This window comes from Sporosarcina sp. SAFN-010, assembly GCF_059415065.1.
In genome coordinates this window covers 23,698-40,867 of the sequence record NZ_JBPFDS010000003.1, presented here as the reverse complement: position 1 = coordinate 40,867, position 17,170 = coordinate 23,698, and the positions used below count along the sequence as shown (strand labels likewise).

Below are 17,170 nucleotides of genomic sequence, written 5' to 3'. Positions count from 1 at the left end.
CATCAAATGGGAGGAATTTCATTCTATAGATACATCAAACAAATAAGTCGCTCTTCCATGGTCCCACACTACATTCACTTCATAAATATAATACCCCGCTTTCCGTGGCAAGGTCATTTCATTGTCTTTAAGTTCAACAATCGCACGGGAATGATCTTCACTCAATTGATGGATTGAGATGGAAGAAGGATTTTGATCGATTTTAATTTTCAATTTCCCACCTTGTTCACCCTGCAAGGTATCGAATTCCTCAGTTTGCTCATGAATCTCAGCATTACTAATTTTTCTGAATTGAAAATCCTCTTCTTGCCATTCGAATTCACCTACAGCCATTGTATACTCTTGGTCGTTCAAGATAACTGTTCCTTGTGCTTGTTTGTAAGTAGTGTTTGACGCTATTCCGGTACAACCAGCTAAAATCGTAATGATTAACAACAAAAGTATTATTTTTTTCATTATCATATTCTCCTTCTAACTGGCGCTTATGTATCTAGTTGACGCTAAGTCTCATTGCGAATTAGCGTCCTTATTTTAACAATTTGAAACCTGACTACTCCATCTATAATAAATAAATTTTATCTTTTGGCCATTCATATCAAATTCTTCAACATCGCACGCCGTCTGTTTAAATCCGTTTTTCTCTAATACTTTTTGAGAAGCTATGTTATTAGTTGTTGTCATAGCCTTCACTTGTTTTACATCTTGCTGTCCTACTATTTCTAGTAATAATTCCAGTGCTTTTTTTGCAACACCTTTCCCTGTATGTAGGTGTCCCACTCTATAGCCTAAATGAGCGATTTTATGAGTCACATCAATATCTACTAAGTTAATTCTTCCAAGAATAGAACTATTTACATCTTTAATTAAGTAGAAACTGGAAATCCCTTCGGCTTGTTCTTCGAGTAAGGTTTCATGCCTAATTTTAAAAACCTCTGGCTTATAGTAGTCATCTCCTCGAGTAGGTACCGTTTCTTCGAAAAAGTTTCTGTTTTCAAGTTCAAACTTATACAAATCTTCCGCATCCAGGCCTGTTAACCTCTCAATAAATAGATTCATCTCACCTATCCACCCATCACTTTTCTTCTAATAAGGATATAATCTTTTCATTTTGTTTGATAATTATATGGAGTTCTTCTCCATTTTTTAACGAATCTCTTTCTCTTATTGCAGAATTTCTTAATATCCTAAACTTAACTTATCAAGTGGTACACCAAGTAGAGTTCTAATTTCCCTTCAAATAGTTCACTTATTCTGATGCGATTTTTCACCATTCTGGTTGGAGTAGCGAAAATATTAGAGCATCGTGTGATTGATTACCTTGGTATAAGTAGCCACGGAGTATCCCTTCCTCTGAAAAACCAAGTTTTTTCAATAACAAGATGGATGGACTATTTTGCGGATAAGTAACGGCTCCCATCCTATACAACCCTATCTCATCGAATGAATATCTTATAATTTCCTTTACAGCTTCAGAAGTGTATCCCTTTTTCCAATAGGAAGGATGCAACTCGAAACCAATTTCAGCTCTTTTGCTCCATTTGTTAAGATTGTTCAGACCGAGCGTTCCAATAAATTCCCCTTTATCTTTGGTTACTATCCCCCATCTTATCCCGCGATTATTATTGAATGTCCTCTCAAAAGATTCAATGATCCGGGAGGCTTCTTCTATACTCTTCAGGCTGTCCATACCATAGTACTTAGTAACTTCATCTCGCGACATAATTTCATAGAAACTCTCGATATGGTCCTTCGTTACTTGTACTAATTTGAGTCTTTCTGTTTCTAATTTTGGAAACTCCATATTTCTTCCTTCCTCATCTATGAAACCCGACATATTAATAATTAGATTGGCTATCTTTTTTTACAAACGTAGATCATCTCATAACTATCGTTTGTTACTGGATTTTCATTCCAATCTTTATAAACGTTAATTATTTCAAAACCATGTAAAAACAAAATTCTATCCATTTCTCTAGGGAATACATATCTTAAACTTATGTTTGTTCTCTTTTCGTCTACAACTTCACCTTCATTGGCTTTGTATCTTCTAATAGTGGTATAGTGTTGAACTTGATTTAAAGAATCATAGGTACTTAGCGTGTAAACATCCACTCGATTCAGTGTTTCAGAATCCGTATAGGATTTCCAATACTCTTCCGTACATGGTTGCAACAATTCTTCAACACTCGGAAATCTTGTACCAAAAATGAAAAATCCGTCAATTTCTAAATGCTTATACACAGAGGATAGTAATTCATCTTGTGCATCATTCGTTAGGAAATGTTGAAATGAATTCCCTACTGAATAGATCAAACTACTTGTTATCGGCAGATTAAGTTTAGTGCAGTCTTGCTCCACCCAATCTATTTTCAAACCAAGGGTTGATGATTTCTTTTCTGCCTCTTTTAACATTCCTTTATGCATATCTACTCCCAGAAGTTTATATCCACTTTTCGCTAAAGGTATGGTCAGTCTACCCGTACCACAAGCTAAATCAATAATAGTTCCTTCAGTTTTCGATGCCCAATTCAATAAAAATGGTAATTCTGATAAATACGCCTCATTTTCTTTATCATATAAAATTGGATCATCATATTCCTCAAAATTAGTTAACGTCATTTTTAGTCTCCTGTTATTACATATTTTTTTGTCCTGTTTCAATGTTGTTATGAAAAATCCGTGCCTCTGTAAAGACTATGGTCAAACCAACTTTTCAATAACTTCTACTTCTACTTGCACACCATACTTCCTAAAATACAGACTTAATCTCTTTTAATTTTCTTCATTCCGATATAACAATCCTCTTATCTAGATTTAGAATATTTGCTAATTTATGTCCATCAATTACAAAAATCATCGTACTTCTAGCTATTAGTGATTCCTTTTTTCAAATTCTCGATTTCCTCTTCAATCCTTTCTAGCTCAATTCTAGTGTATAGCGGTTTAATTTCTTTAAGGGTCCGTGCAGATACCTCGATCTCCTCCCAGTTCATTTCATTAAGTCCTAACATTTCTTGCACACGCTGACTTGAAAATGGAAGAAACGGATTTAGGAGCTGCGCAAGATTTGAAATGATGTAGATGCAATTCGCCATTGTCCGGTTACATGCAGACAAGTCTTCTTTAACTTGAATCCATGGCTTTTGATCATCAAAATATTTGTTTGCATATCGTACAAACTCAAAAATATGCTCTAATGCATTTTTTAGATGAGCATCCTCGATGAGTAACCCTACATCTTGATAGAGATTTCTTATTTTCGCTCTAATTTCTGTATCTATCTCTTCCACGAGTATTTTTCCCTCATAATACTTTTCGATAAATTTAAGTGTACGATTTATAAAATTGCCATAGGCACCTAGTAATTCACTGTTATGACTATACACAAATTCTCTCCATGAAAAATCAGTATCCCTGTTTTCTGGTGCATTGATTGTCAAAAAATACCTCAGGGAATCTGCATCATACTTCTCCAAATAATATGGAACCCAAACTGCCCAATTCTTACTTGTCGATAGTTTTTGTTTTTCCAATGTTAAATACTCGTTTGAAACAATGTGAGAAGGGAGTGTTGGATTATTAATGCCCATTAGAATAGATGGCCAGATGATTGAATGAAAAGGGATGTTATCTTTCCCATGTACATAATAGGAGAGAGTTTCCTCATTCCACCAGTCTTCAAGTGATTCCCCATGCTGTTTCGCCCACTCAATACTTGCCGTTAGATATCCTGCGACGGCTTCAATCCATACGTAAATTTTCTTTCCTTCAAAGCCTTTAATGGGCACTTCAACACCATTGGGTAAATCACGCGTTACAGCTCGATCAGGAACTCCTTCGTTTAAATATCTTGTGGTCAAACGAATCGCATTTTCACGCCACATCCCTTCCTTCTTTGCTTCCTCTACAAATGTCTCTAGTCGTTTTTGGAATTCACTAAACAAGAAGTAAAAGTGCTCTGTTTCTTTAAAAGCAGGTGGATTTCCACAAATTTTACACCGTTTTTCGATTAAATCGAGTGGATCTAAAATCGATGAACACGCATCACATTGGTCCCCCCTTGCTTTAGCGCCACAATTCGGACAAATCCCTTCAACAAACCGATCTGGCAAGAATCGATGATCTGTTTCGCAATAAGCTTGTTCTATCGTCTTTTTATATAGATGTCCGTTCTCATATAGTTTTAAGAATATGTTTTGTACGGACTCATGATGATGTTCGGCATCAGTACGTGTGTAGAAATCATAAGAAAAACCTAACTTCTGAAAACACTGGACAAATTCTTCGTGATACCGGTTGGCAATTGTTTCAGTCGAGGTATTCTCTTGATTGGCACGAATGGAAATGGGAGTCCCATTACAATCACTACCTGATACATAGAGTACTTTTTCTCCTTTTTGTCTGTAATATCTAGCTAAAATGTCTCCTGGCAATAACGCAGCGATATGTCCTAAATGCAACGAACCATTTGCATATGGCCAAGCTCCTCCAATAAATATTGTCATAACTTTCCCCTCCCCAATATAAAAAACCTCGCCCCTAGACATAAAGAATGTCTAAGGACGAGGTTTCCTCGTGTTACCACCTTAATTCGCTAACAAGTTTTATCATTAGCCTCAGTAAGTACATCGTATTACGCATGTACTTTGACATTTATAACGAGTGTCACATCTCGTCAAAGTCTATCTCATTAAAATGAAAGTCGACTTTGCTGCTCAAAGGCCATATTCAATCAACTATTTTCTGCTTCTTTTCAGATTCCGAAGCTCTCTGTTAGAAAATTGAGGTTGACCTACTTTCCTTCTCATCGCTTTTAAAAACTATTTCACTTATTATTGCACAAACACTGAAAATTTAAAAGTCTTTATTACTCCAAAATATTACATTTGTACATAGTAACTTATTTCTCCCCCACTCCTCACTCCGCTTTTAATTTTTTCAATGAAGTGGAATACAAGTTAGATTTGGATGGTCTTATGTTGTAAACAAATAAGATGCTGGCAACTACAGCCATACTCCAAGAACCGGTAACGACAACCACTCTGATAGAAATCATTTCTGATGCTAACCCGAAAATGACAGTTAGAAGGATGATTAGGAATGCCTCAATAACCCCATAAATACTTCCGATTCTTCCCATCACATGTACAGGTATATTGTTTTGATAGAACGTATAAAAACCAGTATTTGCAAAGGCCGAGGCAAACGATAAAACAAAACAACCAACAATTGCTATAAAAAAAGTAGTAGATGATGAGAATACGATATATCCCACTGCAGTGAACAGGGAGCCTACTCCAATTAACCATGAAGTAGGTACCTTTTCGACAGTGAATGTATTCGTTATCGAACCCATTAATAAGCCTGCACCTGCGCTACTTACCAGAAGTCCGTAATCCCTTTCAGATAAGGAGAGCACTCGGGTTGCAAATGCAGCTTCCAAAGAATCTGTAGCTGTCATCAATACGATCATGACACTAAACAAAAAATAAATAAGCATGGTATATGAATAGTTTCGAGTAAACTGTATGACCAGTTTCCAGTCGTCTTTCAGTAGACCAACAGTCAACTTCCTATCTTCTGTTCTTGAAAATTCTTCATCCGCCTCAACATTAGGCATCGCCATTGTAATAAACGTTGACACAAGTAAAGCAACGGCATTCAAGTATATAGCCATATTGGGTGTCCCTATTGCAAACATAATTCCGGCTATCGCTGGACCGGTAAGAAAAGCTCCTGAATCGAGCAAACTTCGTAACGCGTTAAAACGTTTTCTCTGCTCCATAGGAATTAGCTTTGTAATATAAGTCATTGATGTTGGATGATACATAGAACTCGCCATTGTGATAAAAAATACCATGCTATAAATAAGAACAAGAGATGAAAAGTAAGGCAATATAGCAATTAGACACGCTTGAAAAAAACTAAGAATAATCATGAGATATTTCTTATTTCGACGATCAATAAGGCTTCCGGACCAACTATTCGTAAGTAGGGTCGACAAAGCTCTTATGATATACAATCCTGAGACTGCCATTGCTGATTCAGTTAGGTTAAGAACGATCAAATTTAAAGCGATGAAGTAAATCCAACTTCCAACACTTGAAATCCCAATGCTGAATAGCAGAATGGAGGGGTACCGCCAACCGTCAATTAACCTTTTAACACTCATTTAGCTCCCCCTTATATTAAATTTAACCAACAAAAAAATCCCACCTCCAAGACATGTGTCTTGGAGGCGAGATTCTATAATCGCGGTGCCACCCCAGTTTATTAATATGTCACCATATTAATCTCATCAAGTACAACACGAAAAACATGCGTATACTCTAGCTCTATAACAGGAGCTCCTGGCACCTTATCCCCTATTGTAGGTTCCGAGATGCTGCTCAGAGGTTTGCTTCAATAATTATTTCTTACTCCTTTTCAGCTACCGGAGCTCTCTAGAAAGAAAACAATTATTTACTCTTCTCTTCGTCGCATTTGATTTTATGAATAGTATCACTAAAAACTCTTTTAGTAAAGGGTCACTATATTCATGCATTCTTTTCGCGTGTCATTTTGAACATCAAATTCACATATATGATTAAACATTTAAGACTGTTTCTTTTACATTCCTATAGAATTGTCATCTTTCCTATAGCTCTAAATCATTTTGGAAATTGAGTACAAAGTGATGAGCCTCGTCATAAACAGCAAATTCGTATCCTTGGTCTTTGAAAAACTTAAGAATCCCAGGGAGTGCCTCCAAAGTTTGTGGTTTTTCGTGCATCAAGACAATTTCCCTATCGGTGGTGGCACCCTGTTTGATATTCCGCAAAATTTGAGAGGGATTACCCGCCAGTTCCCAGTCTTTCGAATCGATGGTCCAATCCCAAACTTTAATATGTGCATCAGCAAGTTGTGTTCGCATCTGTTCGTTTTTCAACCCTGGTGCTGACCCATAAGGGGGACGGACTAAATGAGGGTTCGTTCCTGTTATTTCGTGGACTAAGTCTAGTGTTTCAACCATCTCCGGTACGAATTGCTGGTTAGTGTAAAGCGTTTTGTAATTGTGAGTCATGCTATGGGCGCCGATGTAGTGACCTTCTTGTACGGCACGTTTCACACTTTTCTGTAGGTGTTCTTTCTTTAAATTGCTTCCTTGCATGAAGAACGTTGCTTTCACTCCATGCTCCTGCAAGATATCTAAAAACTGCTCAGTCAACTTGCTAGGGCCATCATCGAACGTCAAATAGACTACTTTTTCCGGCGTTTTTTCTTCAACAACAGGTTCTTCTTTAACCGGTTCTTCCTTATCTGACTCTTCAGGTTGGGGACTGGATTCTTCTGACTGATCGATTGTTTCTTGTGCACTTGATGATTCATCTGGCGTACTTGGGAGTTCACGTGCAGAATACGATTTCCCGACAAAAAACCCGGTGCCAAATAGAACGAGTAGAAGAATTACGAAATATCGTTTTTTCAACCTCTTCCTTTTCCTAGTCTCTTGTTGATTTAATGCACTCATTTCAAACAAATCCTCCTGTCACATTGTGAATATTCTCATGCTGAATGGGTCGTTCTTTTAGCTTATGTAAGATTAGAATTTCTTCTATTAAAAATAGGGACAACAGCAGACGAAATCAGTCATCTGCTGCTGTTAAAAAGCAAATTAGCGAATATACGTATCACCTACAAGGACATCACTCAAGATATCTGAAGGAATCTCAAATGTGACAATTCCCATGTAACCAGGTGCTACTTCGTACTTGTCAAAAGAAATCACGAGTTTATGATCAGCGGTAATATAGAAGTCTTGATCAGCTTGGATAGTCATGAATTCGAGATTTGACCCATCGAATGCGAAATACGAAATGTTCTCATCGTCCGCCATTTGTTGCTTCATTTCTTTTGTTAAATAGGAACTAATTACTTCTATATAGGAATCATCCTTGAAAAGACTTGGTAGGCTAATTAAAATATTATTATGCTTATCAATCGTATCGTATTTCATCGTAGTGGAAGATGATCCAACTGTATTCACATAGTAGCGAGCAATCGATAACATTTGCTCTGTATCCGTTTTTACTTCATACCCAGTATCTATGCCTAAATGGCCAGCACCGACCTCCTCCATGTCCGCGACTTCTTCTTTAAATTGCTTAAAGAGCTCTTTGTTTTCTTCGGTGTACTTTTCATTCAACGATGCTTGCAATCCTTCGTCTTCCAACCCAGTAATAGCAGGTGTTTTAAGTTCCGCTTGATAAGTCTCTTTGTCCATCGTTAAGGTCTGTACTGTGAAGACTTCCACTATGGCACCAAGGACAGGTACATTCGCCATCGATTGAGCCAAGGCGGGACTGACATTGACGCTACCGATGAATAATGCTGACGCTGCAGCTACACCAATCGACCACTGCTTCAAAGGAGAATGCTTCTTTTTTGTGGCTTTAGCTCGTTTTATAGACTGTTTCACCATTTCGTCCAATTCAGAAGGGATTTCAATATCATCATATTCCTTCTTAAGTTTGTTTATCTGTTTCATCCTAAATCCCCTCTCCAATTTCTAAACGTAATTTCTTTAAAGTTCGGTAAAGCTTTGTTTTGGCTGTATTTACATTTTCCCCAAGAACAGACGCTACCTCTTCAATTTTAAGGTCTTCAAAAAAACGTAAAACAATTAACGACTTTTCATTAGGTGTGAGCGCATCAAGCGCATCTAGCAAATCCATATCTGTCTGCTCGTCTTCTGCTTTCGGTAAGTAGCCATCGAGAATCTCGTCGTCCATCACCGTCATACGCTGATGTTTCCGGATGAAATCAATGGAAGTGTTTACAAGAATTCGATAAAACCAAGTCTTTAAATACTTAACTTCATCCAGACGATCAATGGATTGTAGTGCTTTAAAAATCGAGTCTTGTACAATATCAAGTGCATTTTCTTTATTTTTCACATAGCTGTATGCAAGACGGTAATGAGCATTTTGATTTTCGATTAAAAAACGCTCTACCAGTCCGAACTTTTCATTTTTTGTCATGACAAATGATCCACCTTCTCCAGTTTTAAACATGTCGCGCTCACGTCTTACTTGTTTGACGGGCAGCTTCTGAAAAAAGTTTGGATTGATCCAAAATTTTATGGAAAACACGTAGCTCGTCTTTTCGACAGAAGTTTAACAACGTGAACTCTTCACAACTTGAGCTTACTTTACAACGAATATTCATGTTTGGTTCCTACACACTCTGTTTTCACATGTAGTCAGAACCTTCTTACAAAAAAAGGATTTCCCTAGTGCATAGCGAAACTATTACATATATCGATGGAAGGAGATTTTAATACATGAAACCACCTATTGCTAAACGAATCCCCCATCCTCATGAATTGCATGGCGATGTGCGCGAAGACGACTATTATTGGCTGAAGGACCGCAATAATCCTGAGGTCATCAAGTACGTAGAGGACGAGAACCGTTATTACAACGAAATTATGGAACCTCTCAGGGAACAAACCGAAGAGATTTTTCAGAGTATGGTGGACCGCGTGCCTGAATCAGAAGTTGACGTTCCTGTGCAACATGGGCCATATTTCTACTACTCCCGCTTGGACAAAACGAAACAATACCCGATCTATGCACGTAAAAAGGCATCTAGCCGTGAACTACTATCTGAAGTACATGAGGAAGTAGTGCTCGATCTGAATAAATTGGCTAAGGCAAGTGACTATTTAAGTGTGACAGCACTAAAATGGAGTAACGATCATCGCCTTCTTGCTTATTTAGAAAATAGGGATGGCACAGATCGCTATACCATCTTTGTGAAAGACCTGGAAACAGGAGAACTTGTACCAGACCGGATTACGGATGTGTTTATCTACGGCAGTGTGGAATGGAGCAGGTGCAGTGAGTATATTTTCTATATTACAGTCGATGAGAATGAGCGTCCTAGCCGCTTCATGCGCCATCGTTTAGGTAGTGACCCAAATCAGGATGAACTGCTCTATGAAGAAAAAGATGAGACGTTTACCCTCTATATGAACAAATCTCAAAGCGGCAAATACATTGTTGTGCATGCGGATTCGAAAACGACGAGTGAAATCCGTCTAATTGACGCCGATGCTCCACTCTCCCCTCTGCAACTAGTAGATGCGCGACGTGATGGTATCGAATACGACGTCGAGCACTGGGGTGAGGATTTACTGATTCTATCGAACGAAGGAGCCCAAAACTTCCAACTGCATCGTTCTCCACTCAACAATTTGCACACTCGTGAAAATGTCGTTGACTATAACGAAAATCGCTATCTTCAAGCGCTATACCCTTTCCAGGACAAACTATTTGTCGCTGGACGCGAAAACGGACTGACGCAAATCTGGGAACTAAATAATGGTCAGCTGGAACAGATTCAATGGGATGAACCGCTCTATTCCGTTTCAGTTAAATCAAATCAAAGCTACTATGCTCCTGAAGTGTTACTTGTCTTCGAATCGATACTTACGCCAGAAACAACATATGCACTCGATCTGCTCACTAGAGAAAAGCAGTGTTTACAAGTAGCTCTTGTCAGCGGTGAATATGATTCTTCAAACTTCTGTCAAAAACAATTGTGGGCTACAGCTGGAGATGGAGTAAAAGTTCCATTGAACCTTGTTTATAAAGAAGGAGCATTCGATAATGGACCCGCTCCCATTATCCTGTCTGCGTATGGTTCTTATGGATCCAACAGTGACCCAAATTTCAGTCCATATCGACTTCCTGTATTAGAAAAAGGAGTTGTGTTAGTCACAGCGCAAGTGCGCGGAGGATCGGAAATGGGGAAACATTGGTATGAGGATGGAAAAATGCAAAACAAGCGCAACACATTTACGGATTTTATCGCGGCTGCAAAATATCTGATTGAGGACGGTTACACAACTTCGGACCAGCTAGCTGCTCGCGGTGGTAGTGCGGGTGGATTGCTGGCAGGAGCTGTCGCTAACATGGCTGGTGATTTGTTTAAAATCATCGTCCCTGAAGTGCCGTTCGTCGATGTTGTCACTACGATGCTCGACACTACCATTCCCCTCACTACACTGGAATGGGACGAATGGGGAGATCCGAGGGAATCAGAAGATTACTTTTACATGAAGTCCTACAGCCCGTATGACAATGTGGAAGCGAAAGAGTATCCGCACCTCTACGTCACAACTGGTTTGAACGATCCCCGTGTCGGCTATTGGGAACCTGCAAAATGGGTTGCCCGCTTAAGAGAAATGAAAACCGACGACCATATTATAGTGATGAAAACCAATATGGGTGCAGGTCACTTCGGGGAGTCAGGACGTTTCAACCAATTGAAGGAAGTCGCGGCGTTATATGCGTTTGTGTTGGATAAAATCGGGACTGGTGTAGAGTTGAATGTTCAGGGTGTTGTCAAATAAGTTACTAAAACTAATCTGTTGGAGAAAGCATACTGCTTTTTTCCACCAGATTTCTATTTGCACTCCAATAAAAGAGGAAATTCATGGAATACAATTCATTTGTCCAAATACCTGCATTCACACTCGACGATTTCTTTTCTCCGAACGATCAGCTTGACTTCCTGTCCATTACAATATATAGTCCTATTTGAACGCTTGAAACTATTTTTGTTTTTACAGTTTACACCCGTCAGGAGGAAGAAGTATGAAAGCACGGATCATGAAAGCTTTTTTAGAAGAAGTGCATGAGAAAAGTATGAAATTCACGATGGAGGATCTTGCCAAGAGGCTTGGCATTAGTAAACGTACGCTGTACGAGCAATTCGCCTCAAAAGTGGATATCTTGGATGCAATCATCGACTCAACACTTCAGGAATTCGACGAAAAGACCGAAGCGATCATGCAAAGCCCTCACTTGACCTTAATCGAAAAAATCAAGAAGACTATGACTGTCATTCCTAAATACAACGACTTCTATACATGGCAGATACTTGAACAGATGAAAAAATCGTATCCTGACCAGTGGACACGCATCCATACGGCATTGAACGAATGGGATGAACTACAGGAACTGATCGAGCAAGGCATACAGGAGGGACTCATTGCAGACCACAACGTACCACTCCTTATGAAACTGATTATCGAAGCGGCCAATGCGACTATGGATCGTCAATTTTTCTTGGAGAACCGTATTACTGTTGAAGAAGCTTTGGATGAAATTGTCGATATCCTACTGTATGGAATGGTAAAAGTGGATCGTATGTAAAAAAACCGACACGCTGTTCGGTTTTTTTCCTTGACTCTGTAAACTAATAAAACAATAATAGTTTTTGTGTTTCACAATGAATGAATTGAAAGTAGGATGGAATTATGAACCTCTATATGAAAGAGGGAATTTATCAACAACGACAAATAGATCATAACCAATATAAATGGAGAGGTGGCTTGTGCAATGGGTAAACAGACTAAACAACTAAATGACATCGACAGCCAACCTGTTGGACGCATTTTTTTGCGTTACCTCATCCCATCGATGATCGGTATGTTGCTGATGGCGGTCAACATTGTCGCAGACGGAATCATGGTCGGAAACCGGCTTGGCGCAGAAGCACTTGCAGGTGTAGGAATCGCGGCTCCTGTCTACTCGATTTTTCTTGCCGTTTCTCTTTGGATCGGCATTGGGGCGGCAACAAAATACTCCATGGCGATGGGCGCGAACAATCCGGAAGAAGGACGTCGAATATTCAGCCACGCCCTCGTGTCAATCGTTCTGATTACGCTCACTATCGGTCTACTCGCATTTCTCGCCCGCACACCGCTCGCTTACCTTCTTGGAGCGAACCCGGACACATTCCAATACGTTTCCGATTATTTATATGTCATATTACTCTTTGGCGTCATTTTGACTGTGGAAAACATGTTCAGTATTTTTGTTCGGAACGATGGCGGACCAAATCTTGCGATGGTTGCACTTATTTCGACATCCGTTTTAAATATCATCTTGAATTATCTATTTCTGTTCGTCTATGACTACGGTGTCAAAGGAGCCGCATTCGCGACCATACTCGCTTCAGCGCTCGGGATGCTGATATTAGCGTGTCACTTCCTGAAGCGATCCAATAACTTAAAATGGGTTCGGTTTTCGTTCGATAAAACATTATTTGTCGCCATTGTCGTCATCGGTTTCCCAAGCTTCCTATCAGAAGTAGGAATATCCGTATTCACGATTTCGCACAATATAGCGTTCGAGCGGACAGCAGGTACTGTGGGTGTTGCCGCCTTTTCGATTTTGAACTATGTGCACAGTGTTATGCTCATGTTGTTCCTCGGTCTGGGCAGTGCAATCCAACCCCTTATTAGCTACTATCAAGGCTCGAAAAATGAGAAACGAAAAAGAACCACCATGAAACTCGCGATGGCAACTGCACTCGGAGCAGGCATCACCTCCCTACTCGTTGGACAATTCGCTGCAAGCCCAATTGTTTCGATGTTCGGAGATTTTCCTGGGGAGGTCACAACACTCGCAGAATCTGGTATCCATCTGTTCTTCATCGCCTACTTGTTCACGGGCATGAACTTCGTCATGATGACCTATTACCAATCAGTCGGTAACGTCAGGATGGCGACTTGGATTACCGCCTCTAGAGAAATCCTGGTTATGCTCGCATTTCTCATCATTCTACCTGCACTCTTCGGTACGAATGGGATATGGCTGTCCATCCCTGCATCAGAATTTGTCGTCTTCGTCGGTGTTTGGCTGTATCAGCTTAATGCTGAAAAATCACGTTGAGTGGCAATGAACAAGTCACTTGGAGTACTAAGGATAGGTTCTAGCAATTCAGCATTTTTTCCATTAAGCACTCAAGTTCCTTAGACTCTTTTACTAAATGCTTCTATCCCAACCACTTAAACTATCTGTAAAAGCTGGACGTATCCAATACGTCCAGCTTTTCTTTTGATCCGGATTATTTCCAGGTGTTATCAAGATATAGACAGTGAAAAAGAACAACAATCAAGGATTATATAAAACCTATTCCATCAACTAAACGTCTGAACCGTTTCCAAAACTAGTATTACATGGGCACTGTTTTATGCTTATTCCAGTAATTCAAGTGCCGACTCAAACGATAGTTGCCCAAGGTCGCCTTCTTTCCGTTTACGAACGGACACCGCCTGATTCTCCACTTCCTTATCACCGATTACCCAAGCAAACGGGATTTTGGCTTTCGCCGCTTCCCTCACTTTATATCCAAATTTTTCAGATCGATCATCCACTTCTGCACGATAGCCTTTTTCAGTAAGTATCCGTTTAACTTCAAACGCATAATCGAGATGAGCATCTGCAATTGGTAAAATACGAATCTGTTCAGGTGCCAGCCATAATGGAAATGCACCTTCGTAATGCTCAATTAAAATCGCAAGAAATCGTTCTATGGAACCAAATATCGCACGATGAATAATGATCGGATGATGCAGCGAATTATCTTCACCGATATACTGACAATTGAACTTTTCGGGCATTTGAAAATCTAATTGAACCGTACCACACTGCCAACTTCTGCCGAGAGAGTCGAGAATATGAAAATCGATTTTCGGACCGTAAAACGCACCATCTCCTTCGTTCAATGTATACGGCATCCCCCGTTGCTCCAGGACATTTTCAAGTGATCGCTCCGCCTGATCCCACAACTCAATCGAACCCATGAAATTTTCTGGTCTTGTTGACAGTTCAACCTCATAGTCGAATCCGAACTTCGAATACATTTCGTGAATGAGATCTAAAACTCGATCGATTTCTGTTTCAATTTGGTCTTCCCGGACAAATAGATGGGCATCGTCTTGCGTGAATGCCCGGACTCGTAATAGACCATTCAACGATCCAGAGAGCTCGTGGCGATGAACCAATCCTAATTCTGCATATCGAATTGGCAGCTCCCGATAACTGCGCCGCTTATGATTAAAAATCAGCATCGATCCTGGACAGTTCATCGGTTTAAGTGCATATTTCTGATTATCGACTTCTGAAAAATACATATTGTCCTGGTAATGATCCCAATGACCGGATGTCTCCCATAATTCTTGTTTCATCATGATTGGTGTCTTAATCTCCTTGTAATTCGCTTTACGATGTTCATCTCTCCAATAGTCTTCCAACGCATTGCGCAGGATCATCCCGTTAGGCAAATAGAATGGCATTCCTGGAGCTTCCTCAGATGCCATGAATAATTCCAGTTCTTGACCGAGTTTACGATGATTTCTTTGCTCTTCCTTTGATTGAATGGACATGTTAAAACGCCTCCTGAAATTTTTATATATAAAAAACCGCACTCCTCCCTGGAACGGGACGAATGCGGTCGTGGTACCACCCTGTTTTTGCAGATGCCAATAGCATGCCTCTGCACTTCATTGCGATAACGGTTTCCCGGACACGGTTTCATTAAATTCCATGGTTCTCCATGTCAGCTTCAAGGCGGTAAATCATCTCTCGTTTCTTCAGGACTTTCAGCCGATGGTCCTGTTCTCTGGTAAGAACTCAAGAATAATTCATGTCCTTGTCATAGCATTTAATATTCAATTGAAAAAACCGCATTCCTCCCCTGTATAAGGGACGAATGCGGTCGTGGTGCCACCCAAGTTTCCGCATGCCAAAAAATGCAGGCATGCGCTTAAGTCGATAACGGTTTCCCGAACATGATTTCATGCACGTATGCAGTTCCTCATGTTAGCCAGAAAGGTGGTAAATCACTCGATTTCGCTCAAGGTTTCCAGCCAATGACCTTGTTTTCTGGTAGCGAAATTATGAAATGATTCATGTCCTTCTCATTGCAAATATATGGATACGAAGCTTTGTTTATGGATTATAGAGTGAGTTTTCTGAGATGTCAAGAAGAATTCTTAATTTGTGATTTCAGAGGTGAAACAAATGGATGATCACTGTGCGTCGAAGAAAAGTGAAAACAGAGCTTATTACTAGGTATAGAGCATACTATTAGTGCATGCCGCAATGGAACTTATGACCATGTAAAACGTATCATGAATACAATTATAACAAACAGAATATTATGCACGTCATTTCTTAGCTTTATAAAAAGTGTAAAAAAACTATAGGAAGACTTGAAAAAAACAGAAGAGTTAGAGCTTGCTTCAACTTACGTATTATTTTGACTATAATTTTATAAATAAAATAAGAAGGTGGGAGATGTTTTGAAAAGAAAATTCAATCTGTTGATGAAGGTTATCGGATTGGAACTTTTAGTGATTTTCTTTTTCACAGTGAATGGGATAGTTGTTACTATTAGTGAGCCTTCCAACGAATTTTTAAAGTATTTAGGTATAGTCCCGCTAGCATTAGGAATAATGGGTTATCTATTTATAACAAAGAAATGGGAATTTTACTTTTCCAAGAACAAGCTGCTGCCCGCCAGAAGAACCATGTTATTTTCCGCACCGTTAGTGCTGATAGTAATCCTATTATTCATTGGTAATGGAGGGATTGAAAGCACTCCTATTAATATGTTGTTCGTGGTGCTTGCAACTCAAATTGCAGTCGTTGCGTTCGTTGAGGAGATGGTGTTCCGAGGATTCATGATGAATATGTTTAGTAAGAAAAATTTCAAGGTTGCTGTATTCGTTACCAGTGGTCTCTTTGCAATTACGCACTCTTTGCAGCTGCTCAGCGGCCAATCATTAGAAGATACCTTGTTGCAAATCGCCTATGCATTCTTTATAGGAATGGTCCTTTCACTATTACGAGTAAATAACCAATCTATCATTATTGCAATCGTCTTTCATGGTCTCAATAACTTTATTATTATATCATCACAAAATACGGGATCTTCACTTTACACGGTTGTTATAGTTTCTATTTTAATTCTATATACTATTTATTTATGGGTAAGAGCGGTTAGGCTCTCTAAAGCGAATCCCTGAAATTCCAATCATGTGAGGATGCAACTTTTAGATAAAAGGAGCGGAATTCTGTTAAGATGTTGAAGTTTTAATAGTGATACCAAATTCTAAAAGAGGTTTGTCAGCTAGTTCTTTTCTTACTATCTGTAAGAGTAAACTTTCTGATTGTGCAAATTATCTAGTTAATCATTCATTGCTAACTGATAAATTACATCTCCTACCTGTCGATTCTTGTGCTATCTCCATTTTGAAATCCTCCATTTATTTTTAATTCTTACAATGACAACATCAATTCTTAAATTTGATTGATAAATGCTATTCCGT

The 17,170-nt window shown here is 39.3% G+C and carries 14 protein-coding genes and 2 other annotated features; of the genes, 4 read left to right on the top strand and 10 right to left on the bottom strand.

Translation table 11 applies throughout. From position 1 onward, the window contains the following. Positions 1 to 18: 18 nt before the first annotated feature. The 9 genes from ACR65F_RS04785 to sigV form a co-directional block, all read right to left on the bottom strand. Positions 19 to 456 carry a lipoprotein gene (locus ACR65F_RS04785; protein ID WP_440503469.1) on the bottom strand — a complete coding sequence of 146 codons (438 nt, stop codon included), beginning with the start codon at positions 454 to 456 and terminating at the stop codon, positions 19 to 21. 75 nt (positions 457 to 531) lie between these two features. Then, positions 532 to 1,056 carry a GNAT family N-acetyltransferase gene (locus ACR65F_RS04780; RefSeq protein ID WP_440503468.1) on the bottom strand — a complete coding sequence of 175 codons (525 nt, stop codon included), beginning with the start codon at positions 1,054 to 1,056 and terminating at the stop codon, positions 532 to 534. Positions 1,057 to 1,264: 208 nt separating this feature from the next. Further along, positions 1,265 to 1,801: a GNAT family N-acetyltransferase gene (locus ACR65F_RS04775; RefSeq protein WP_440503467.1), complete on the bottom strand. Its 537-nt coding sequence runs from the start codon at positions 1,799 to 1,801 to the stop codon at positions 1,265 to 1,267. 50 nt (positions 1,802 to 1,851) lie between these two features. Further along, entirely contained in the window at positions 1,852 to 2,619 is a 768-nt protein-coding gene (locus tag ACR65F_RS04770) for a class I SAM-dependent methyltransferase (protein ID WP_440503466.1), read from the bottom strand. Between the two features lie 245 nt (positions 2,620 to 2,864). Further along, on the bottom strand, positions 2,865 to 4,505 hold the full coding sequence (gene metG / locus ACR65F_RS04765; protein ID WP_440503465.1) for a methionine--tRNA ligase: 1,641 nt from the start codon (positions 4,503 to 4,505) through the stop codon (positions 2,865 to 2,867). A 50-nt stretch (positions 4,506 to 4,555) separates the two neighbouring features. Further along, positions 4,556 to 4,817, bottom strand: a binding site (T-box leader). Between the two features lie 101 nt (positions 4,818 to 4,918). Then, on the bottom strand, positions 4,919 to 6,172 hold the full coding sequence (locus tag ACR65F_RS04760; RefSeq protein ID WP_440503464.1) for an MFS transporter: 1,254 nt from the start codon (positions 6,170 to 6,172) through the stop codon (positions 4,919 to 4,921). Positions 6,173 to 6,231: 59 nt separating this feature from the next. After that, positions 6,232 to 6,487, bottom strand: a binding site (T-box leader). A 150-nt stretch (positions 6,488 to 6,637) separates the two neighbouring features. Beyond that, entirely contained in the window at positions 6,638 to 7,510 is an 873-nt protein-coding gene (locus ACR65F_RS04755; RefSeq protein ID WP_440503463.1) for a polysaccharide deacetylase family protein, read from the bottom strand. Positions 7,511 to 7,654: 144 nt separating this feature from the next. After that, positions 7,655 to 8,527 (bottom strand): anti-sigma-V factor RsiV, encoded by an 873-nt coding sequence (gene rsiV / locus ACR65F_RS04750; protein WP_440503462.1) that lies wholly within the window; start codon positions 8,525 to 8,527, stop codon positions 7,655 to 7,657. 1 nt (position 8,528) lies between these two features. Further along, positions 8,529 to 9,020 carry an RNA polymerase sigma factor SigV gene (sigV, locus tag ACR65F_RS04745; RefSeq protein WP_039044165.1) on the bottom strand — a complete coding sequence of 164 codons (492 nt, stop codon included), beginning with the start codon at positions 9,018 to 9,020 and terminating at the stop codon, positions 8,529 to 8,531. Positions 9,021 to 9,322: 302 nt separating this feature from the next. On the opposite strand from sigV, the gene ACR65F_RS04740 reads away from it, so the two are divergent. The 3 genes from ACR65F_RS04740 to ACR65F_RS04730 all read left to right on the top strand — a co-directional run bounded on the left by ACR65F_RS04740 (position 9,323) and on the right by ACR65F_RS04730 (position 13,727). Beyond that, a complete protein-coding gene (locus ACR65F_RS04740; protein WP_440503461.1) occupies positions 9,323 to 11,398 on the top strand; it encodes a S9 family peptidase in 2,076 nt (691 codons plus the stop codon). A gap of 244 nt (positions 11,399 to 11,642) precedes the next feature. Next, complete coding sequence (locus ACR65F_RS04735) at positions 11,643 to 12,203, top strand: TetR/AcrR family transcriptional regulator (RefSeq protein WP_440503460.1); 561 nt, start codon at positions 11,643 to 11,645, stop codon at positions 12,201 to 12,203. A gap of 186 nt (positions 12,204 to 12,389) precedes the next feature. After that, positions 12,390 to 13,727, top strand: a complete 1,338-nt coding sequence (locus ACR65F_RS04730) for an MATE family efflux transporter (protein WP_440503459.1) — start codon at positions 12,390 to 12,392, stop codon at positions 13,725 to 13,727. A gap of 305 nt (positions 13,728 to 14,032) precedes the next feature. Here the strand turns inward: ACR65F_RS04730 and thrS are convergent, their stop codons facing one another. Further along, the gene (gene thrS / locus ACR65F_RS04725) at positions 14,033 to 15,253 is read right to left on the bottom strand and encodes a threonine--tRNA ligase (protein WP_440503686.1); all 1,221 of its coding nucleotides are present in this window, start codon (positions 15,251 to 15,253) and stop codon (positions 14,033 to 14,035) included. An 888-nt stretch (positions 15,254 to 16,141) separates the two neighbouring features. On the opposite strand from thrS, the gene ACR65F_RS04720 reads away from it, so the two are divergent. Further along, positions 16,142 to 16,867 (top strand): CPBP family intramembrane glutamic endopeptidase, encoded by a 726-nt coding sequence (locus ACR65F_RS04720; protein WP_440503458.1) that lies wholly within the window; start codon positions 16,142 to 16,144, stop codon positions 16,865 to 16,867. Positions 16,868 to 17,170: the final 303 nt, after the last annotated feature.

What these genes read in the sequence shown, in the direction of transcription:
- ACR65F_RS04740 (WP_440503461.1), top strand. Translation starts at nt 9,323, where the DNA reads ATGAAACCACCTATTGCTAAACGAATCCCCCATCCTCATGAATTGCAT.
- ACR65F_RS04760 (WP_440503464.1), bottom strand. Translation starts at nt 6,172, where the DNA reads ATGAGTGTTAAAAGGTTAATTGACGGTTGGCGGTACCCCTCCATTCTG.
- ACR65F_RS04735 (WP_440503460.1), top strand. Translation starts at nt 11,643, where the DNA reads ATGAAAGCACGGATCATGAAAGCTTTTTTAGAAGAAGTGCATGAGAAA.
- ACR65F_RS04730 (WP_440503459.1), top strand. Translation starts at nt 12,390, where the DNA reads ATGGGTAAACAGACTAAACAACTAAATGACATCGACAGCCAACCTGTT.
- ACR65F_RS04755 (WP_440503463.1), bottom strand. Translation starts at nt 7,510, where the DNA reads ATGAGTGCATTAAATCAACAAGAGACTAGGAAAAGGAAGAGGTTGAAA.
- metG (WP_440503465.1), bottom strand. Translation starts at nt 4,505, where the DNA reads ATGACAATATTTATTGGAGGAGCTTGGCCATATGCAAATGGTTCGTTG.
- ACR65F_RS04770 (WP_440503466.1), bottom strand. Translation starts at nt 2,619, where the DNA reads ATGACGTTAACTAATTTTGAGGAATATGATGATCCAATTTTATATGAT.
- ACR65F_RS04775 (WP_440503467.1), bottom strand. Translation starts at nt 1,801, where the DNA reads ATGGAGTTTCCAAAATTAGAAACAGAAAGACTCAAATTAGTACAAGTA.
- ACR65F_RS04780 (WP_440503468.1), bottom strand. Translation starts at nt 1,056, where the DNA reads ATGAATCTATTTATTGAGAGGTTAACAGGCCTGGATGCGGAAGATTTG.
- ACR65F_RS04785 (WP_440503469.1), bottom strand. Translation starts at nt 456, where the DNA reads ATGAAAAAAATAATACTTTTGTTGTTAATCATTACGATTTTAGCTGGT.
- rsiV (WP_440503462.1), bottom strand. Translation starts at nt 8,527, where the DNA reads ATGAAACAGATAAACAAACTTAAGAAGGAATATGATGATATTGAAATC.
- sigV (WP_039044165.1), bottom strand. Translation starts at nt 9,020, where the DNA reads ATGACAAAAAATGAAAAGTTCGGACTGGTAGAGCGTTTTTTAATCGAA.